We start from the raw sequence: 17,888 nt of genomic DNA, 5'->3' as shown, positions 1-17,888 counted from the left end.
TTGGCGCCAGCGCGAGAAATGGCAGGTATAAGCCTGTTTCGCACTGAAAAACGCTGCAACGTAGTTGGGTTTTTGCTAGCCAAACAAATGGTTAGCCCAACGTCAACTTGACAGTGACCTGACGTGGCGAGAGCTTGCCGGGCCAAAAGAATAGGGCCGCAGAAAAATCGGCGGCCCTAATGGGTTTACTGTGCGGTCAAAAGTGCCCGCAACTCTTGAAGTTTTTCCGCGATGAGGTCAGGCGATGCCTTGATCTCGTCCAGAATGGCGATTGCCTGTGTTTGCAAGTCTTGAGCCAGCGCGCTTTCCTCGATTGACGCGACCATTGCGTCATAGTCGAAATTCTGAACCGTCAGAGTGCCTTCTTCGATCCAGGAATTCAGCAAATCCTGCCCCTGAGTGGCCAGGGCGGCCACTTCTTCACCAGCTTGATTGGCAAGGTCCGCCGCGGCTTGGCCAGCTTGCTCAGTCGCGTCGGATGCCTGTTCCGCAACCGACTGCACGGCATCGCTGACGGCATCGCCCGCGTCCTTGGCGGCGGACTGCAACTGCTCTGCGGGCGTAGGTTCGGGTTGGTTTAGATAAAAATAAACACCTGCGCCAATAGCGGCGATAGCTGCACCTAACAAGATCGTACGCGACATGGGAATCTCCTTTAAATACGTGGGACCGAGATGGCCTAACCCTACTGATTTTCCAAGGGGAAATCCTGCGCGTTCTCTGCAATAAGCCGGATTGAGCCGCGCTGCGCCTATCCGCACTGAACCGGCGGCGACATCACGCCACCGCAACGTCCAAGATCACTGAATCCGAAGGATAGTGGCGGAGAGACAGGGATTCGAACCCTGGGTGGGCTTGCACCCACAACGGTTTTCGAGACCGCCCCGTTCGACCACTCCGGCACCTCTCCGCGGGGGTCTGTGAGGGGGGGATTTAGTGAGGAACGACCGGGGGTGCAAGCGGAAAATTCCCAAAATTCACCAAGACTGGATTTTCCATTGCCTGACGGCGTAAATCACCTAGGCTCTGATACCATGTTACACATCGCTCGCTCTCTTATTCTGCCTGTGTCCGCAGTGCTACTGACGCTGTCCGCTCTGACCTTACCCGCAGCCGCCGCGGATCGTGACCGGATTGAGGCTTTTCTGACCACAACCGGCTTTGACGTTGCGCTGGAAAGCATTGCATTGGCCTCGGCCTCTGCGCCCGAGATGCTGGGAATCGACCCCGACGGTTTCGGCTCAGACTGGACGCGCCTAACCGATGAAGTGTTCGACACCGAGGACATGCATGAAACCGCTGTTTCGATACTGGAACAAACGCTCAGCGAAGACGCGCTGAACCATGCTGTCGAGTTTTACGCTTCTGACCTTGGACAACGCCTGGTCGAGGCGGAAAACGCGTCTCATATGAATGACGATGACGACGCCAAACAGCTTGAAGGTCAGGAAATCGTGGCCGGTCTGATACAGGAGGGGTCGACTCGGGTTGAGAGCATCAAACGCATGAACAAAGCGATTGACGCCAGCGGGACAGCGTTGCGTGCGCTTCAGGAAATTCAACTAAGGTTTCTGTTGGCGGCCAGCGCGTCTGGCATCATCGACTTGCAGCTAAACGCCGATGAATTGAGGCTAATGCTGCAGCAGAACGAAACCGGCATGCGGCAGGCGCTGCAATTGTCAGCATTGGCTGGCGCAGCTTACACATACCAGGGGTTTTCTGACGCAGAAATCGTCGCCTATGCCGAGGCGCTTGAGCAACCTCTGATGCAAGAGGTGTATGAACTGCTCAACGCAATTCAATATGAAATAATGGCCATGAAATTTGAAATTCTGGCTGCACGCATGTCGGACCTCCATCCTGCGCAGGATATCTGATGCGTTTTCTTGCCGCTTGTCTGTCTTTGTTGTTTTGGTCCGCTCCTCTATGCGCTGCCGAAAAGATAGATCGCCTGATGGACGCGCTGCGGCTGACTGAGGTTGTCGAAATTTTACAGCAAGAAGGTAGGGGGCAGGCACGAGAGCTGAACGAAACGTTCCTGGGCGGTGCTGGAGGCGACTATTTTGAAACCCGGCTGGACGAAATCTACGATCCCGACTGGATGCGAAACCAAATAACGGGGGCATTCAAAGAAAGCCTGACAGACAGCCAGCTTGACCGCGCGATTTTGTTTTTCGAGAGTGAGTTGGGTCAAACCATAGTCGCTCTGGAAAACTCGGCACGGTTGGCGTTTCAGGACGAAACAATCAAAGAGATGGCGCAGGACAGCTATTCCTCAGATGATAAGACATCTCAATCTTATCGACTGATAGACGAGTATATTGAGGTTAATGACCTGATCGCAAAGAACGTTCAAAGCACACTCAGCGCCGATTACAACTTTTTCCGCGGCCTTGGCGAAGACACCGGCCTGGATGACGGCGAATTCTTGGCGCAACTTTTGACTGAGAAGGATAACGTGCGTCGAGAAACTGAGACTTGGCTGTATTCCTTCCTGCTCATGGCCTATCAGCCGCTTACCGAAACGCAGATGCGTGAGAATATTGCGTTCTCGAGAACTGAAACAGGCCGAGCCGTGAACGAAGCGTTTTTTGTTGGCTTTGACCGTATGTACGATGAGATTTATTATCGCCTTGGTCGCGCTGCGTTTCAGGTTCTGAACGGATCAGACCTCTGATGCGTATTTGATGTTGACTTTGACAGCTATTCTATGGATAAGCGCGCATCCCGGCCGGATTTTCCGCGCCGGGTCTCGTTATTATTGACCCAAGGGACTGATCCCAAGGGTCGTCACACAGCCCGAAAAGGGCGCGCTGTTCGAGGTGGCGAAAGCCAAAACACCCGCAAGGGGACCACAGAACGCGGTTAGACAAAGGAAAGACGCAATGTTTGCGGTCCTCAAGACTGGCGGCAAGCAGTACAAGGTTCAGGCGGGTGATATCCTCCGCGTTGAAAAGCTGGCTGCCGACGCAGGTGAAAAAGTCCAATTCAACGATGTTCTGATGCTGGGCGGCGACGCTCCGGTTGTTGGTGCACCTTTCGTTGAAGGCGCAGGCGTACAGGCCGAAGTTATCGAACAGATCAAAGGTGACAAGGTCATCAAGTTCGTCAAGCGCCGTCGTAAGCACAGCTCGAAGCGTACTGTTGGCCACCGTCAGAAACTGACTCTGGTCAAAATCACCGACATCCTGTCGTCGGGCGCTGACAAGTCGGGCATCAAAGCTGCAACCGGTTCGGCACCGGCTGGCGAAGCTGCACCTGCAGCGAAAAAGCCTGCCAAGAAAGCTGAAGCCAAAGCAGAGGCACCCGCCGCTGCTGCTGCCGCTGACGATCTGACCAAGCTGAACGGTGTCGGCCCCGCCGCTGCCAAAAAGCTGAACGACGCAGGTATCGAGAGCTTTGCAGCTCTGGCCGCCTTGTCGGACGAGCAGATTGCTGCTATCGACACCATCAAAGTGAAGCCCGAATGGGTTGAGCAAGCCAAAGAGCTGGCTCAAGGCTAAGGAGAGAGAGAATGGCACATAAAAAAGCTGGCGGTTCCTCCCGTAACGGTCGCGACTCAGCGGGTCGCCGCCTTGGCGTGAAACTCTATGGTGGCCAAGCAGCCATCGCAGGCAACATCATCGTGCGTCAGCGCGGCACCAAGTTCTGGCCGGGCGAAGGCGTAGGCATGGGCAAAGATCACACCATCTTTGCAACTGTTGATGGCGCCGTGAAGTTCCACAAGGGACTCAAGAACCGCACCTTTATTTCGGTCCTGCCAGTGGCGGAGGCCGCAGAGTAAGCCGAAACCCTAAAGGTTTAGAAATAAATGGGGGACCGGCAGAAAATGCCGGTCCCCTTTCTCGTTTTAACGAAGTTTTGACCAGTGACCCGGATGACCAACTCGACAAGCAATATTCCAAGCCTTGCTCAAGGCCGGATTGCCCATGCGGTTGAACTTGGTCTGGGCAGAAAATATCTGAAGTGGACGTTCGTCGGTTTTGCTGTCGCGTCCGTGGTTTACGTGTTGTTCGGAGGAGGAACGCACTTATGAAGCTTGAGACAATTATAAATCAGCCGGTCATTGAAACCGAGCGGTTCGACCTGCGCCCACTGCGCCGGTCGGATATGGGTCTCATTGAACACTATGCAGGTGATGAGCGCGTGGCGCGGATGACAACCAGTATCGCACACCCGCTGGCGCCCGGCTCGGTCGAGGCGTTTGTGACGCGTTCCATGGCAGACGATCGGGAGGAAGATGTCTGGGTCATGGACGCCATCAAGGATGACGGCCCTGAACTGATCGGCCTGATCTCGCTAAAACGTTTGGATCGAAACCAGTCCGAAGTCGGGTATTGGGTCGCACCAATTTACTGGAACACCGGAATCGCGTCCCTTGCAGTTGAAGCTCTGGTCGACGCCAACCCGTTGGAGAACACATCAATGTTCGCAAGCGTGTTTCAGGACAACCCGGCGTCGGCTCGGGTACTGACGCATTGCGGGTTTGAATACCTTGGCGATGCAGAAAGCTATTCGGTGGCGCGTGATGCGAACGTGCCCACCTGGACGTACAGTAAAAAACTCTGACTTGTGGTCGATGGGGCCTTTGCATTAGGGGACAGTCATGAAATTTCTCGATCTTGCAAAGGTCTACATCCGGTCCGGGGCCGGAGGTGGCGGCTGCGTCAGCTTTCGGCGTGAAAAGTACATTGAATACGGCGGACCCGATGGCGGGGACGGCGGCAAAGGGGGCTCGGTCTGGGCCGAGGTTGTGGATGGGCTGAACACCCTGATCGACTTCCGCTATCAGCAGCACTTCTTTGCCAAGAACGGTCAGCCGGGTCGTGGTCAACAGCGCACGGGCAAAGATGGCGATGACATCGTCCTGCGCGTGCCCGTCGGCACCGAGATTCTGGATGAGGACGAAGAGACCGTCATCTGCGACCTGACCGAGGTTGGGCAGCGCGTGTTGCTGGCCAAGGGCGGCAATGGCGGGTTCGGTAACCTGCATTTCAAATCGGCCACCAACCAGGCACCGCGCCGCGCCAATCCGGGGCAGGCGGGGATCGACCGCACCATCTGGCTGCGGCTGAAGCTGATCGCTGATGTGGGTCTGCTGGGGATGCCCAATGCGGGCAAGTCAACCTTTCTGGCGGCCACCTCGAACGCGCGCCCCAAGATTGCGGATTACCCGTTTACCACACTGCACCCCAATCTGGGCGTTGTGGGCGTTGATAACGTCGAATTTGTTGTCGCTGATATCCCCGGCCTGATCGAAGGTGCGCATGAAGGGCGCGGCATTGGCGACCGTTTTCTGGGCCATGTCGAACGTTGCGCCGTGTTGCTGCATCTGGTCGACGGCACCTCGGAAACCGTGGCCGAAGATTACCGCACCATCATTCATGAACTTGAGGCATACGGCGGTGAACTGGCCGAGAAACCTCGGATCACGGTGTTGAACAAGGTCGACGCGCTGGATGATGAGGAACGCGCGTTGGCCAAGGCCGCGCTGGAAGAAGCTGTCGGTGGTCCTGTCATGACCATGTCGGGTGTCGCACATCTGGGCGTGACCGAAGTGCTCCGCGCGTTGCGTGCGCAGATTGACGACAATCGGGTGCGCCAGAAACCCGCTGAGGAGGCGCAGCCTTGGCAACCCTAAGCGCCGCCAAACGTCTTGTTGTGAAAATCGGGTCTGCTTTGCTGGTGGACCGCACCACTGGTTTGCTGCGGTCAGATTGGCTTCACTCACTGGCGCAGGATGTTGCGTGGCTCAAAGGGCAGGGGACGGATGTTATCTTGGTGTCCTCTGGGTCCATCGCTTTAGGTCGGGGTGTATTGGACCTGCCGATGGATACGTTGCCGCTTGAGCAATCTCAGGCAGCCGCTGCGGTAGGGCAAATTCGACTTGCCCGCGCGTATGAAGAGGCGCTGACGCCGCACAAGATTACAACTGCACAGGTTCTGGTTACCCTTGAGGACAGTGCAGATCGACGCCGCTATCTGAACTCTCGCGCCACGCTTGAAACCCTACTGGGGCTGGGCGTCGTACCGATTGTCAACGAAAACGATACAGTCGCCACGGATGAGATCCGGTATGGAGACAATGATCGCCTTGCCGCCCAGATCGCCGTCACGGTCGGTGCGGATCAACTGATCCTGCTGTCGGACGTTGACGGGTTCTACACCGGCAACCCGGTTCAGGATGCCTCGGCCACGCGCTATGACGTGATCGAGGAAATCACTCCTGAGATTGAGGAGATGGCGGGTGATGCAGGCTCGGGACTGTCGAAAGGTGGTATGAAGACCAAACTGCTGGCCGCTAAGATGGCGACGGCGGCGGGGTGTGATATGGCGATCACCGAAGGATCACCTTTGAACCCGTTGAAAACGCTGGAAAGCGGGGCGAATTGCACGTGGTTCACGGCCACGGTTGACCCGCACGCGGCGCGCAAACGCTGGATCTCGGCGATGAAACCGCGCGGTGAGATCGTGGTGGATGCGGGCGCGGCTCGGGCTCTTGGCAATGGCAAAAGCCTGCTGCCAGCGGGTATTGTCGAAGTGACCGGCGATTTTGGACGCGGCGATCCAGTGGCGATCATCGACCCACAGGCGCGACGCTTGGCGCAAGGGCTCAGCCGCTATACCGCGCAAGAGGCGGATGCAATCAAGGGGCGCAAGTCTTCCGAGATCGAGGCGACGCTAGGCTATCCGGGCCGCGCCGTTCTGATCCACCGGGACGATCTGGCGCTGTAAGAAAAGAAAGGCACGAAAGATGAAGGATTTTGACAGCATTCCCGCCCTGATGGCTGATCTCGGTGCGCGGGCAAAAGCCGCGTCGTCCGAACTGGCCTTTGCGAGTGCCGAGCGTAAACACGCCGCCCTGATCGCTGCGGCTGATGCGGTATGGTCGCGTCGTGCGGACATCATCGAGGCCAACAAAAAAGACCTAGAGTTCGGGCGCGAAAAGGGTTTGAGCCCGGCCATGATGGACCGTCTGATGCTGGACGAAGCCCGCGTACAGGGCATGGTCGATGGGCTGCGCACAGTGGCTGATCAGACTGATCCGGTTGGTGAGGTTCTTTCCGAATGGGACATGGCGTCCGGCCTCAACATTCAACGCGTGCGCACACCGCTTGGCGTTATCGGAGTGATCTATGAAAGCCGCCCGAACGTGACGGCAGATGCCGGTGCGCTGTGTCTGAAATCAGGGAATGCCGTGATCCTGCGCGGTGGGTCCGAGAGCTTTCACTCTTCGAGCGCAATCCATGCCTGTCTGGTCGAAGGGCTGAAGGCCGCAAACCTGCCCGAAGACGCCATTCAGTTGGTGCCCACAAGGGATAGGGCGGCTGTGCAGGAATTATTGCGGATGACCGACTATGTCGACGTGATTGTCCCGCGCGGCGGTAAAGGTCTGGTGGGATTGGTGCAACGGGAAGCCCGCGTACCGGTCTTTGCGCATCTCGAAGGGATCGTGCACATCTATGTCGACAAAGCTGCTGATTTGCAGAAAACACTGGATGTTGTCCTGAACGCCAAGACGCGACGGACTGGAATTTGCGGTGCTGCAGAATGCCTGCTCGTTCATGAAGATATCGCCAAGACACTGGGTCAAAGCGTTATCCAAGCACTACTGACGGCAGGTGTCGAGGTTCACGCAGAGGGTTCTCTGGCTACCCCGGGCACTATTGACGCAACCGCTGAGGATTGGGGCAAAGAGTTCCTGGACAGCATCATTGCCGCCAAACCCGTGCAGAGCATCGATGCTGCAATCGCTCACATCCGTGAATTCGGCTCGAACCATACGGATTGCATCATCACCGAAGATCAGGCCGCTGCAGATCGGTTCTTTGAACGTCTCGACAGCGCAATCCTGATGCACAACGCCTCGACCCAATTCGCCGATGGTGGGGAGTTCGGAATGGGCGCCGAAATCGGGATTGCCACAGGCAAAATGCATGCACGTGGTCCGGTTGGAGCGGCTCAGCTAACCAGTTTCAAATATCTGGTCCGCGGGAACGGGACTGTCCGCGACTAGAACCGGATCACGATGCGGGTTGAGGTGGTATCCACAGCAACCCGCCGCCCCAAAGCGACCGCTGCGTCCGGTAGAAGGGCGAACTGCACATGCGCCGGGGTTACTTTGTTTGAGAAACGACCCGTTGGCAGGTTTTTCCAAAGATCGCTGTCTAGGTTCAACTTGTCGCCGATGCCAGTTACCGACCAGTTGCGGCCATCACCCAAGATGGTCACGTCTCCACCAAATGGCATTGCGCTTTCACAACACATCAAGGCCAAAAACGCCAATTTGACCTGATTTCGTGGCACTGCCTCGGTCAGGTTCCAGTTGACTCGCACCCGGCCTGCTTTTTCCACGTCCTTCAGCAGCTCTGCCACTTCAGCCCGTCCAAGGGGTTGTTCACCTGCGGACCCGAAGGCCACTCGAAAAAAGCGTATCCGCGCTCCGGCGCTGCCGACACTGCCCGCAATCAGCTCCATCTCGGGACCTTGGGTGCCGCCAACCATCTCAAGCAGTTCCAGACCGTTGGTGATCGCCCCGATTGGGCTGATAAGATCGTGACAGATGCGCGAGCCGATCAGTTCGGCCAGGTTGACGTCTGTAGCGCTCATGCGTACCTCCTGCTGTATCTGCCGCCGGACCCGGAGCCCAGTCATGTCAGACCTCAATGCTATTCTTGCACCGGGCATGTATGTCCGCCACCCTGATTTCCCCGATTGGGGCATTGGACAGGTGCAGTCCAATATCGGCGGCAAGATCACCGTAAACTTTCGCGAGCAGGGGAAAGTGGTGATTGACGGATCGCGCATCGCCCTGATGCCTGTCTTTGATCCGTGAAACTGGTTTAGGAAAGGTTAACGCGCGGTCGCTCGCGCCTTATGTTGCCATCCCCCCGGCACCTGCGGTATCAGCCCTGAAACAACACGGAACCTCAGATGCCGGACGCAGGCCCATCCTTCACCGTCAAACTCGCCGAGACCGACGCCGAACTGCACGCAGCGCAACGGCTTCGCTATGACGTTTTCGTGCGCGAGCTGGGCGGCGGCGGAGAGATGGTGGATCATGAGGCCGGGCTGGAGCGGGACAAGTTCGACCCCTATTTCGACCACATGCTGGCGATCGACGACCAGACAGGCGAAACTGTAGGCGTTTACAGGCTGTTACCGGGCGAACGTGCCGCAGAATTGGGGCAATTTTATTCCGAAGACGAATACGACCTGTCTGTACTAAAGCAAAGCGGGCGCAAGCTGTTGGAACTGGGGCGGTCCTGCCTTCATCCCGACTATCGCGGCGGTACGGCGATGTATCATCTGTGGAATGGTCTGGCGACCTATGTGGCAGAACGCCAGATCGAGGTGCTGTTCGGCGTTGCCAGTTTTCACGGCACCGATGTGCAGGCTCTGGCGCAGCCTCTGTCCATGCTGCATCACAACCATCTCGCCCCGCCAGACTTAAGGGTCCGGGCACAGCCCGAAGTGTTTGAGTCGATGGATCTGGTCGCCCCGGACGCGCTGGACCGCCGCGCGGCTATGGTTCAGGTGCCCGCCTTGATCAAAGCATATCTGCGGCTGGGCGGGTTCGTGGGCGAGGGGGCGTTCATTGACCACGCCTTTAACACTACAGATGTGTGCCTGATCCTCGATACGGCGCGCATGAACGAACGCCAACGGCGTATTTATAGCGGAGCTTAAAGCGTTGAGTGACTCGTCCTGGCACAGCGAAGATGCCCCAGATCCAATCGAGCTCGGCATTTCAGGCTGGGCACTTGCGATCCTGCGTGGTGTACCTTTGGTCGTGTTGCTGCTTGGTGGTTTAACCATCCTGCTTGTCATTCGTCTGATTGAAATTCCCTTCTTTGGACTGCGCCGCCCGGTGACTCCGTTCATCACGCAGTTCGTCTGCCGAAATGCACTGCGTATTCTTGGCATTGGCTTTGAAACATCAGGTGAGTTGATGACGCAACGCGGGGCGGTTGTGGCAAATCACTCATCCTGGTTGGACATCTTTTCGCTGAATGCGCGCAAAAGAGTGTATTTCGTGTCGAAAGCAGAGGTCGCAAAATGGCCCGGTATCGGATGGCTCGCCCGCGCAACCGGTACGGTTTTCATAGAACGGGATCGCAAGAAAGCGCGCGAACAGACCCTTCTGTTTCAAGAACGTTTGACCGCCGGTCACAAGTTGCTGTTCTTTCCGGAAGGAACCTCGACGGATGGTCTGCGCGTTTTGCCTTTCAAAACAACGCTCTTTGCCGCGTTCTTCACTAATGAACTGCGTGATTTCATGTACGTGCAGCCGGTTTCAGTTGTCTATCATGCACCTCAAGGCGAGCCGAACAGGTTTTACGGATGGTGGGGCGACATGGATTTTGGACCGCATCTGCTGAAAACACTCGGGGCACGGCGACAGGGGTCGATCGAGCTGATCTATCACGCTCCGGCAAAGGTCAGCGATTTTGCCAACCGCAAGGAACTGGCTGCTCATTGCGAAGCAGCGGTCCGTCATGCGCATAGTCTGGCGCAGCTTGAAAAATAAGGGCAAAAGCCTCTTGCGCTGCTTCTAAACCTGCCGTATACGCGCGCCATTAAAACCCGCAGGCGGGGTTTGGCCTTTTTGAGGGAGACATCCTCATCAAGACCGCCGGTTGGAGCATCCGCTTCTTTCACCCCCGCCCAGGCGTAAACCGGAAAAGGAAAATAGCATGGCTCTTCCCGAGTTCACCATGCGTCAGCTGCTGGAAGCTGGCGTTCACTTTGGTCACCAGACACAGCGTTGGAATCCCCGCATGGGCCCGTTCATCTACGGCTCGCGCAATGGCATCCACATCATGGACCTGACCCAGACTGTTCCGATGCTGGAACAGGCTCTGCAGGCCGTTCGTGACACCGTCGCAAAGGGTGGCCGCGTTCTGTTCGTTGGTACCAAGCGTCAGGCCGCTGGCCCGATCGCTGAAGCGGCTGAAAAGTCGGCTCAGTACTACATGAACCACCGCTGGCTGGGCGGCACTCTGACCAACTGGAAAACCGTTTCCCAGTCGATCAACCGTCTGAACCAGATCGACGAAGCCATGGAATCCGGCGCAGAAGGCCTGACCAAGAAAGAGCGTCTGGGCATGGAGCGTGACCAGCAAAAGCTGCAAGCGTCGCTGGGCGGTATCCGCGAGATGGGCGGCGTTCCTGACCTGCTGTTCGTCATCGACGTCAAAAAAGAAGCACTGGCCATCGCCGAAGCCAACAAGCTGGGTATCCCGGTTGTGGCTATTGTCGACACCAACTGCTCGCCCGATGGTGTGGACTACATCATCCCCGGCAACGACGACGCAGCCCGCGCGATCTCGCTGTACTGCGACCTAGCCGCTCGTGCCGCTCTGGACGGTATGACCGCGCAGCTGGGTGCCGCAGGTGTTGACTTGGGTGAGTTTGAAGAAGCTCCGGTTGAAGAAGCCGTTGCAGAAGAAGCGCCCGCCGACGCAGAAACTCCTGCCGAAGCGTAAGCTGCCCGTCACGTAAATGACATATGGGGCAGGGTATGACCTGCCCCAATTCCGTTTGAATTGAGGAGAGCCAACAGATGGCAATCACAGCAGCAATGGTAAAAGAACTGCGCGACTCGACCGGCGCAGGCATGATGGACGCGAAAAAAGCGCTGACCGAAACCGGCGGCAACATGGAAGAAGCCGTTGACTGGCTGCGCACCAAGGGTCTTGCAAAAGCAGCCAAGAAATCGGGTCGTACCGCAGCCGAAGGTCTGGTTGCAGTCCACGTCGATGGCGGCAACGGTGTTGCAGTCGAAGTAAACTCGGAAACTGATTTCGTCGCGAAAAACGCCGAATTCCAGGAAATGGTCGGCAAGATCGCATACGCAGCCGAAGGCGTCGACAATGTCGAAGCTCTGCTGGCTGCTGATCTGGGCGGCAAGAACGTCGCGGACACTCTGACCGACAAGATCGCAACCATCGGCGAAAACATGTCGGTACGTCGTATGGCCAAGCTGTCGGGCGACACAGTTGTGTCCTACGTCCACAATGCTGCAACCAACGGCATGGGTAAAATCGGCGTTCTGGTTGCTCTGACCGGTGGTGACGAAGCGATCGGTAAGCAGATTGCGATGCATATCGCGGCTGTGAACCCGGCAGCTCTGTCCGAGGCGGACATGGACTCGGCTGTTGTCGAAAAGGAAAAGCAGGTTCAGATGGACATCGCCCGCGAATCCGGCAAGCCGGAGCAGGTGATCGAGAAGATGATCGAAGGCCGCATGAAGAAATTCGTGGCGGAATCGACCCTGCTGAACCAGCAGTTCGTTGTGAACCCTGATCTGACCGTTGAAGCGGCCGCGAAGGAAGCAGGCGCAACCATCACCGGCTTTATCCGTCTGGAAGTTGGCGAAGGCATCGTTGTCGAAAAAGAAGACTTCGCAGCCGAAGTCGCCAAAGCCGCTCAGGGCTAAATTCGATCTCAGATCCCGTTTGGGTTCTGAGTTCATCACAAAGGCCGGCCACGCACTGCGTAGCCGGCCTTTTGTTTGCGCAAATAAAAAAGGACACCAAAGTGTCCAATGCTCATTGGATAGAATGAGGGGCCCCGCATGATGGGGATGGTCGAGGCCCCCCATGATTTCCGACATAGGTACGTGGACGAATAGACGCCCCTGTGCCAGAGCGATCAGAGAGCTTTGTTATTGCAAAGATCCGACCAAACGTTCCCAGGCTAAAGCCACCACTCACGGAACATTAACACTGTGCAACCAAATGCTCAGATTCGGGAAGTCATGTTTTCCTTACCTAAGGTAAATTGACGCAGAGCAGCGTCAAAAATTGGCGCGTTACGCTTCCATGATGAACATCTGGTTCTGCAATGACGCCTTGAGCACAGCCTGGGCCGTCGTTTCCACCGCCAACGACTCTCGCGCGAGCCTCAGATGTTTTTCAACCGTCGCTGCAGTTAGCCCCATCAGCAGGGCAATGTCCTGTGTCGTCTTCCCGTCGCCGACCCATTCCAGCGCCTCGCGCTGCCGCTTGGTCAGTGCGCGGTTAGGGGCATTGTAGGGCAGGGTCAAAATCTTGAGATGCGCGACGTTGTTCATCAGCAGGATGTCTTCGCCATGCTCGGCCCACACCTCGTCAACTTCTTCCTGAGTGCGCGAACCGCAGCCAGACAGTGAAATCGCGCCCTTCGAGCGCATAGAGACCGAATTGAAACTGACGGTATACCCAGCCACAACACCCTTGGAACGATTGAACTCGACAACTTTGCGTTCGTGTTCCGTAAGGGTTCCGTCCACCATCATGTCCTGTGTAATTTTCCAACTAGCGGCACCTTCGTTCTGCAGCGCCCATTTCAACATCGGAGCGTTGAAATACAGGCCGTCCCGCAGGAACCCATCCAAGTAGTCCTTGCCGTGGTTGGTTAGAATTACGAAGTCCTCTGGATCGCCCAGCGACGTTTCAGTTCTAAAGCGTGTGAAACCGTAGAGCAGCCGGTGAAAACCATACTCGGCCATTTGCCTGCAATGAGCATCCCAAAGTTCCTCGAGCGTTTTGGTGTAACTGAGGAAATGGAGATACTCATGCAACTTCATGCAGAAGCCCTTGCGTTCAAGTGAGCGGACAACGCATCCAGAGCCAACACATAGCTTTGCGCCCCGAAACCGCAAATTTGCCCGATCGCCACGCGCGCAATATACGAGGTGTGTCGAAAGCTCTCACGCGCGTGGATGTTGGACAAGTGTACTTCCACCACGGGCAACTCCACCGACGCAATGGCGTCCATCAGTGCGATAGACGTATGCGTGTAAGCCCCGGCGTTCAGGACGATCCCGTGTTGAGTGTCCTTGGCCACGTGAATTGCATCAATCAACTGACCTTCGTGGTTTGATTGAAAATGAGACACGTCCAGACCAACAGATTTGCCGTGTTTCACGCACAAATGCTCGACCATCTCCAGTGTCGTGCTGCCGTAAACCTCTGGCTGCCGAGTACCCAGAAGATTGAGGTTCGGGCCGTTTAAAATCAGAGCTTTGTGCATTTTCTCACTGTTCCCGTTTACAGGTTCATAAACGCGAAAAGGTGGGGATGTCTACCACCGGCGCAAATTTCAAGCGCACGAGAAACACCCCGCACGCCGTCTTTGTTCAGCTCAGATTTCGATCTCACGAGTTTTCCGGCATTGAAATCACCACTTTGCCCAGGGCTGTTCGATCCGCCAACATCGTCAGCGCTTCGGCGGCACGGTCCAGTGGAAACTTTGCGCTGATCTGCGGTCTGATCGCGCCTTTGCCGTATAAGTCGAACAATTCTTTGACATTTTCTGCGTGCCCTGACGGGTCACGAAAAACCGAAGCGCCCCAGAAAACGCCAACAATCTGACAGCCTTTGAGCAGTGGCAGATTAAGCGGAATCTTGGGAATACCTGCCGGGAACCCAACAACCAGATACCGGCCATTCCACGCCATACTGCGCAGTGCAGGTTCGGCATAGTCTCCACCCACAGCGTCGTAGACAACATCGACTCCGTTAGGTCCGGCCAAAGTCTTGATTTCAGAAGACAATGCCTTTTGCGCATCCCGGTCCATCGTGTGCGAATACACGATGGTTTCATCCGCTCCGATCTGGCGGCAGAACTCTGCTTTTTCGTCAGATGAAACTGCGGCGATCACCCTGGCACCCATAGCCTTGCTCAATTCGATGGCGGCAGTTCCGACGCCACCGGCAGCACCCAGTATCAGGACGGTTTCATCCGCCTGAACGTTCGCGCGGTCCTTAAGCGCGTGGTAAGACGTGCCGTAGGTAAAAATGAAACACGCCGCGTCCTCAAAAGGCATCGACGCAGGGAATTTGACCGCAGTGGCAGCTTTGATCCGCAGACGAGTTGCAAACCCTCCGTGGCCAGTCAGCGCCAAAACACGATCACCAACGTCGAATCCGGTAACACCTTCGCCGACCGCCAGCACTTCGCCCGCGATCTCTCCGCCCGGTGCAAATGGTCTGGGTGGTTTGATCTGATACAGGTCCCGGATCATCAGGGTATCAGGAAAATTCACGCCTGCGGCCCGAATCCCAACCAGCAATTCACCCTTCTTGGGTTCCGGGTCAGGCAGGGTGGTCAGTTCCAAAGTTTCTGGTCCCCCAGGAGCGACGCTGAGTAATGCTTGCATGTTGGTTCCGTTATCCCTGTTATTCGGTCAGGAGGAACTTTGGCGCTGCAGAAACTGTTGTCAAGAAACCAACTCCGCGCACTTTAGTGAAGGGTGCAAGGCTGGGGGGGGATCTCGACTTATGCGCGCCATACTGAAAACACCGAGGTAAAAACCATGACCCCCGAAACGTTATTTTCGCTGCAGGGTAAAACCGCACTCGTCACTGGCGGTGCAACAGGAATAGGGCGAATGGCCGCTGAAGCTCTGGTAAGGGCAGGCGCGCATGTTCTGATTGCCTCTCGTAAAAGCGAAGCCTGCGAAGCAGTGGCCGACGAGTTGAACGCACTGGATGCTCCTGGCAGCGCCGAAGGTTTCGGAGGGGACGTTGGAACCAAAGAAGGCGTAGAGGCCATGGTTTCCGAGATTAATAACCGGACAGATCGCCTTGATATTCTGATGAACAATGCTGGTGTATCCTGGGGCGCGCCGATGGGCCAGTTTCCATACGAAGCCTGGGACAAGGTGATGTCCGTCAACGTTGCCGGAATTTTCGATCTAACTCAGAAACTTTTGCCCATACTTATGAAGTCAGGTTCCGCAGACGATCCGGCGCGCGTTGTCAATGTCGGGTCTGTGATGGGTGAGGTCCCGATGGGTGACGGCGCCTACAGTTACGCGGCCTCAAAGGCGGCTGTGCTGCACCTGACAAAAATCATGGCGAAAGAGCTGTCTCCCTATAATATCACCGTAAACGCGCTGGCACCGGGTCCGTTTGTCTCTCGTATGACGGCGTTTGCGACAGGGGATGAGACGCTGCGCAAAAAAGTAGGCAAAACCGTCCCTCTGGGCCGCGTTGGTTGTGATGAAGATATTGCAGGTTGCATGCTGTTTCTGTGCGGCCGCGGCGGAAGCTATGTTACCGGCGCTGTCATACCGGTTTCGGGCGGCATAAATGTCGTGACGGCTGGAAATATTTTTGCCGGGGCACAATAGGAACGCGCTGCAATGGGAACAGGAATGACGGACAAAGCAAATCTGGACCTGACAGCGGTGGACAGCTACCTGAACGCTCATCTTGAGGGCTATCAAGGGCCGCTGGACGCAACAAAGTTCGACGTCGGACAGTCTAACCCAACGTTCGAGCTGCGGACACCGGCGAAGTCATACGTTCTGCGCCGCAAGCCACCAGGGGTTCTGCTGAAATCGGCCCACGCGGTTGACCGCGAGTTTCGCGTTCAAAGCGCGCTTGCCGAAAGCAACGTGCCCGTGCCGAAGATGTATCTTCTGTGCGAGGATGACAGCGTCATCGGCTCTGCATTTTACATAATGGAACGACTCGAAGGGCGCAGTTTCCTTGAGCCGACCATGGACGGTGAGACAAATCAGACCCGAACTGACGTGTTTGATGAGATGAACCGCGTGCTGGCAGAGCTGCATATGGTTGACGTTAACGCGGTCGGGCTTTCGGACTTCGGACCGCCAGGGAACTATTTTGAGCGTCAGGTCGCACGGTGGACAAAACAATACCGGGCCTCGGAAACCAGAACCATTGAGGATATGGACACGCTAATCACAAAGTTGGAAAGCGCGATCCCCGCAGATGACGGTCAGCGAACTCTGGTTCACGGTGACTATCGGATCGACAACATGATGTTTGAACAAAACGGAACCCGCTGCGTTGGTGTTCTGGATTGGGAATTGTCGACCATCGGCCACCCTTACGCCGATCTGGCAGCCGTCATAATGCAATGGCAGATGCCACCGGGAAAGGAGGGGCGAGGGCTGGCAGGCATTGATCGGGCTTCCTTGGGTTTGCCGTCAGATCAGGAGTTTATCGACAAGTATTGTCAAAGAAGGGGTATTTCCGGGATCGACAATTTCGGGTTCTACCTGGCCTTCAACTTCTTCCGCATGGCCGCCATCCTACAGGGAGTTTTTAAACGGTCGCTGGATGGAAATGCTTCTGATCCGAAGCGCGCGCAAAGGCTAGGGGCATTCGTCCCAATGTTCGCTCAGCACGGCCTGGCCGCTCTGGACTCGGCCAACAACGATTGATCAGGATGAACTTGGCAGCTCAAGCTCCAAGTTCCCAAGGCTGTTTTTGCCAAAGAACATCTCGGAACCTGCGAAAAAGGTAGGCACGCCAAACACGCCTTTTCTAACAGCGGCTTTCGTCTGATCCTTGAGCCGCTGCTTCACCTCAACTCCGGTCATAGCTTCTCGGAGTTTACGAACCGGCAATTCGTTCTCTTGCAGGATATCTGCTAGAACATTGATCTCATCAACTTTCTGACCGTGAACCCAGATTGCATCAAATATGGCATCTACATAATTGTTTTCCCACGCCTTTCCACGCGCGAATATAGCGCCGCGCATTGCAAACTTGGTATTGACCGGATAGTGCGGACTCATATGGAAGCTAAGCCCACGGCGTCTGGCATACCGATGAAGGTCATGGGTCAGATAAGCAGACTTTTGACGGATTTCTGAAAACGCCTGAAACGGGTTCTGATTATGCGTTGCCTTGAAAACCGTAGCCAATAGCACCGGTACATAATTGATCTCGACCCCGTGCCGAGCGGCAACGTCAGGCAAGACCTTGTGCGCCAGAAACGCGTTGGGACTGCAAAAATCATAAAAGAAATCTACGGCTTGCGGCATCTTCTTCTCCCCAAATGGCAGTTTTCAACCACACACTCGCCACGACGAACCGATTCTCTTTCTCTAACATTGTAGCAGGCGGGCGCGATCAAAGTAC

General features: G+C 56.1%; 21 protein-coding genes and 1 tRNA gene. 15 read left to right on the top strand and 7 right to left on the bottom strand.

Annotated elements, in window-relative coordinates:
* Nucleotides 1-185: 185 nt before the first annotated feature.
* Nucleotides 186-644 (bottom strand): hypothetical protein, encoded by a 459-nt coding sequence (locus ACR0B7_RS15970; RefSeq protein WP_170416613.1) that lies wholly within the window; start codon nucleotides 642-644, stop codon nucleotides 186-188.
* 176 nt (nucleotides 645-820) lie between these two features.
* Nucleotides 821-910: transfer RNA gene (locus tag ACR0B7_RS15965), tRNA-Ser, on the bottom strand.
* A 124-nt stretch (nucleotides 911-1,034) separates the two neighbouring features.
* On the opposite strand from ACR0B7_RS15965, the gene ACR0B7_RS15960 reads away from it, so the two are divergent.
* From ACR0B7_RS15960 to ACR0B7_RS15925, 8 genes are all read left to right on the top strand, one after another.
* On the top strand, nucleotides 1,035-1,877 hold the full coding sequence (locus tag ACR0B7_RS15960) for a DUF2059 domain-containing protein (RefSeq protein WP_170576879.1): 843 nt from the start codon (nucleotides 1,035-1,037) through the stop codon (nucleotides 1,875-1,877).
* Nucleotides 1,877-2,677 carry a DUF2059 domain-containing protein gene (locus ACR0B7_RS15955; RefSeq protein ID WP_480681973.1) on the top strand — a complete coding sequence of 267 codons (801 nt, stop codon included), beginning with the start codon at nucleotides 1,877-1,879 and terminating at the stop codon, nucleotides 2,675-2,677. The genes ACR0B7_RS15960 and ACR0B7_RS15955 overlap by 1 nt, the downstream gene beginning before the upstream one ends.
* 208 nt (nucleotides 2,678-2,885) lie before the next feature.
* Nucleotides 2,886-3,503 (top strand): 50S ribosomal protein L21, encoded by a 618-nt coding sequence (locus ACR0B7_RS15950; protein ID WP_170388373.1) that lies wholly within the window; start codon nucleotides 2,886-2,888, stop codon nucleotides 3,501-3,503.
* Nucleotides 3,504-3,514: 11 nt separating this feature from the next.
* Complete coding sequence (gene rpmA / locus ACR0B7_RS15945; RefSeq protein WP_010440093.1) at nucleotides 3,515-3,784, top strand: 50S ribosomal protein L27; 270 nt, start codon at nucleotides 3,515-3,517, stop codon at nucleotides 3,782-3,784.
* Between the two features lie 248 nt (nucleotides 3,785-4,032).
* Entirely contained in the window at nucleotides 4,033-4,569 is a 537-nt protein-coding gene (locus ACR0B7_RS15940; protein ID WP_170388370.1) for a GNAT family N-acetyltransferase, read from the top strand.
* Between the two features lie 37 nt (nucleotides 4,570-4,606).
* A complete protein-coding gene (gene obgE / locus ACR0B7_RS15935) occupies nucleotides 4,607-5,641 on the top strand; it encodes a GTPase ObgE (RefSeq protein WP_170388368.1) in 1,035 nt (344 codons plus the stop codon).
* Entirely contained in the window at nucleotides 5,629-6,735 is a 1,107-nt protein-coding gene (gene proB / locus ACR0B7_RS15930) for a glutamate 5-kinase (RefSeq protein ID WP_170485435.1), read from the top strand. The genes obgE and proB overlap by 13 nt, the downstream gene beginning before the upstream one ends.
* 19 nt (nucleotides 6,736-6,754) lie before the next feature.
* Nucleotides 6,755-8,017 (top strand): glutamate-5-semialdehyde dehydrogenase, encoded by a 1,263-nt coding sequence (locus ACR0B7_RS15925; protein WP_170576878.1) that lies wholly within the window; start codon nucleotides 6,755-6,757, stop codon nucleotides 8,015-8,017.
* Here ACR0B7_RS15925 and ACR0B7_RS15920 read toward each other — a convergent pair.
* Entirely contained in the window at nucleotides 8,014-8,610 is a 597-nt protein-coding gene (locus ACR0B7_RS15920) for a histidine phosphotransferase family protein (RefSeq protein WP_170485433.1), read from the bottom strand. The genes ACR0B7_RS15925 and ACR0B7_RS15920 overlap by 4 nt on opposite strands.
* 43 nt (nucleotides 8,611-8,653) lie before the next feature.
* Between ACR0B7_RS15920 and ACR0B7_RS15915 the strand changes: the two genes are divergently transcribed.
* From ACR0B7_RS15915 to tsf, 5 genes are all read left to right on the top strand, one after another.
* The gene (locus ACR0B7_RS15915; protein ID WP_170388360.1) at nucleotides 8,654-8,836 is read left to right on the top strand and encodes a DUF3553 domain-containing protein; all 183 of its coding nucleotides are present in this window, start codon (nucleotides 8,654-8,656) and stop codon (nucleotides 8,834-8,836) included.
* A 98-nt stretch (nucleotides 8,837-8,934) separates the two neighbouring features.
* Nucleotides 8,935-9,690, top strand: a complete 756-nt coding sequence (gene olsB, locus ACR0B7_RS15910) for an L-ornithine N(alpha)-acyltransferase (protein ID WP_170485432.1) — start codon at nucleotides 8,935-8,937, stop codon at nucleotides 9,688-9,690.
* A gap of 4 nt (nucleotides 9,691-9,694) precedes the next feature.
* The gene (olsA, locus tag ACR0B7_RS15905; protein ID WP_170576877.1) at nucleotides 9,695-10,531 is read left to right on the top strand and encodes a lyso-ornithine lipid O-acyltransferase; all 837 of its coding nucleotides are present in this window, start codon (nucleotides 9,695-9,697) and stop codon (nucleotides 10,529-10,531) included.
* 166 nt (nucleotides 10,532-10,697) lie between these two features.
* Entirely contained in the window at nucleotides 10,698-11,489 is a 792-nt protein-coding gene (gene rpsB / locus ACR0B7_RS15900) for a 30S ribosomal protein S2 (RefSeq protein ID WP_170576876.1), read from the top strand.
* Nucleotides 11,490-11,566: 77 nt separating this feature from the next.
* A complete protein-coding gene (tsf, locus tag ACR0B7_RS15895; RefSeq protein ID WP_170388352.1) occupies nucleotides 11,567-12,442 on the top strand; it encodes a translation elongation factor Ts in 876 nt (291 codons plus the stop codon).
* A 375-nt stretch (nucleotides 12,443-12,817) separates the two neighbouring features.
* Here tsf and ACR0B7_RS15890 read toward each other — a convergent pair whose 3' ends face one another.
* The 3 genes from ACR0B7_RS15890 to ACR0B7_RS15880 all read right to left on the bottom strand — a co-directional run bounded on the left by ACR0B7_RS15890 (nucleotide 12,818) and on the right by ACR0B7_RS15880 (nucleotide 15,148).
* A complete protein-coding gene (locus tag ACR0B7_RS15890) occupies nucleotides 12,818-13,573 on the bottom strand; it encodes a LuxR family transcriptional regulator (protein WP_170388350.1) in 756 nt (251 codons plus the stop codon).
* A complete protein-coding gene (gene aroQ / locus ACR0B7_RS15885) occupies nucleotides 13,570-14,019 on the bottom strand; it encodes a type II 3-dehydroquinate dehydratase (RefSeq protein WP_170485430.1) in 450 nt (149 codons plus the stop codon). The genes ACR0B7_RS15890 and aroQ overlap by 4 nt, the downstream gene beginning before the upstream one ends.
* 124 nt (nucleotides 14,020-14,143) lie before the next feature.
* Complete coding sequence (locus ACR0B7_RS15880) at nucleotides 14,144-15,148, bottom strand: NADPH:quinone oxidoreductase family protein (RefSeq protein ID WP_170485428.1); 1,005 nt, start codon at nucleotides 15,146-15,148, stop codon at nucleotides 14,144-14,146.
* A 156-nt stretch (nucleotides 15,149-15,304) separates the two neighbouring features.
* On the opposite strand from ACR0B7_RS15880, the gene ACR0B7_RS15875 reads away from it, so the two are divergent.
* Together ACR0B7_RS15875 and ACR0B7_RS15870 are read left to right on the top strand one after the other, a co-directional pair.
* The gene (locus ACR0B7_RS15875; RefSeq protein WP_170485426.1) at nucleotides 15,305-16,123 is read left to right on the top strand and encodes an SDR family oxidoreductase; all 819 of its coding nucleotides are present in this window, start codon (nucleotides 15,305-15,307) and stop codon (nucleotides 16,121-16,123) included.
* Between the two features lie 24 nt (nucleotides 16,124-16,147).
* On the top strand, nucleotides 16,148-17,185 hold the full coding sequence (locus tag ACR0B7_RS15870; protein WP_170485423.1) for a phosphotransferase family protein: 1,038 nt from the start codon (nucleotides 16,148-16,150) through the stop codon (nucleotides 17,183-17,185).
* Here ACR0B7_RS15870 and ACR0B7_RS15865 read toward each other — a convergent pair whose 3' ends face one another.
* The gene (locus ACR0B7_RS15865; protein ID WP_170485421.1) at nucleotides 17,186-17,791 is read right to left on the bottom strand and encodes a 2-hydroxychromene-2-carboxylate isomerase; all 606 of its coding nucleotides are present in this window, start codon (nucleotides 17,789-17,791) and stop codon (nucleotides 17,186-17,188) included. It lies immediately after the preceding gene.
* Nucleotides 17,792-17,888 lie beyond the last annotated feature (97 nt).

This window comes from Ruegeria sp. BB6 (assembly GCF_056539385.1).
The sequence above is the reverse complement of the archived record's forward strand: the minus strand, read 5'-3'. Positions and strand labels throughout refer to the sequence as shown.

What these genes read in the sequence shown, in the direction of transcription:
- ACR0B7_RS15970 (WP_170416613.1), bottom strand. Translation starts at nt 644, where the DNA reads ATGTCGCGTACGATCTTGTTAGGTGCAGCTATCGCCGCTATTGGCGCA.
- ACR0B7_RS15960 (WP_170576879.1), top strand. Translation starts at nt 1,035, where the DNA reads ATGTTACACATCGCTCGCTCTCTTATTCTGCCTGTGTCCGCAGTGCTA.
- ACR0B7_RS15955 (WP_480681973.1), top strand. Translation starts at nt 1,877, where the DNA reads ATGCGTTTTCTTGCCGCTTGTCTGTCTTTGTTGTTTTGGTCCGCTCCT.
- ACR0B7_RS15950 (WP_170388373.1), top strand. Translation starts at nt 2,886, where the DNA reads ATGTTTGCGGTCCTCAAGACTGGCGGCAAGCAGTACAAGGTTCAGGCG.
- rpmA (WP_010440093.1), top strand. Translation starts at nt 3,515, where the DNA reads ATGGCACATAAAAAAGCTGGCGGTTCCTCCCGTAACGGTCGCGACTCA.
- ACR0B7_RS15940 (WP_170388370.1), top strand. Translation starts at nt 4,033, where the DNA reads ATGAAGCTTGAGACAATTATAAATCAGCCGGTCATTGAAACCGAGCGG.
- obgE (WP_170388368.1), top strand. Translation starts at nt 4,607, where the DNA reads ATGAAATTTCTCGATCTTGCAAAGGTCTACATCCGGTCCGGGGCCGGA.
- ACR0B7_RS15925 (WP_170576878.1), top strand. Translation starts at nt 6,755, where the DNA reads ATGAAGGATTTTGACAGCATTCCCGCCCTGATGGCTGATCTCGGTGCG.
- ACR0B7_RS15920 (WP_170485433.1), bottom strand. Translation starts at nt 8,610, where the DNA reads ATGAGCGCTACAGACGTCAACCTGGCCGAACTGATCGGCTCGCGCATC.
- ACR0B7_RS15915 (WP_170388360.1), top strand. Translation starts at nt 8,654, where the DNA reads ATGTCAGACCTCAATGCTATTCTTGCACCGGGCATGTATGTCCGCCAC.
- olsB (WP_170485432.1), top strand. Translation starts at nt 8,935, where the DNA reads ATGCCGGACGCAGGCCCATCCTTCACCGTCAAACTCGCCGAGACCGAC.
- rpsB (WP_170576876.1), top strand. Translation starts at nt 10,698, where the DNA reads ATGGCTCTTCCCGAGTTCACCATGCGTCAGCTGCTGGAAGCTGGCGTT.
- tsf (WP_170388352.1), top strand. Translation starts at nt 11,567, where the DNA reads ATGGCAATCACAGCAGCAATGGTAAAAGAACTGCGCGACTCGACCGGC.
- ACR0B7_RS15890 (WP_170388350.1), bottom strand. Translation starts at nt 13,573, where the DNA reads ATGAAGTTGCATGAGTATCTCCATTTCCTCAGTTACACCAAAACGCTC.
- aroQ (WP_170485430.1), bottom strand. Translation starts at nt 14,019, where the DNA reads ATGCACAAAGCTCTGATTTTAAACGGCCCGAACCTCAATCTTCTGGGT.
- ACR0B7_RS15880 (WP_170485428.1), bottom strand. Translation starts at nt 15,148, where the DNA reads ATGCAAGCATTACTCAGCGTCGCTCCTGGGGGACCAGAAACTTTGGAA.
- ACR0B7_RS15875 (WP_170485426.1), top strand. Translation starts at nt 15,305, where the DNA reads ATGACCCCCGAAACGTTATTTTCGCTGCAGGGTAAAACCGCACTCGTC.
- ACR0B7_RS15870 (WP_170485423.1), top strand. Translation starts at nt 16,148, where the DNA reads ATGACGGACAAAGCAAATCTGGACCTGACAGCGGTGGACAGCTACCTG.
- ACR0B7_RS15865 (WP_170485421.1), bottom strand. Translation starts at nt 17,791, where the DNA reads ATGCCGCAAGCCGTAGATTTCTTTTATGATTTTTGCAGTCCCAACGCG.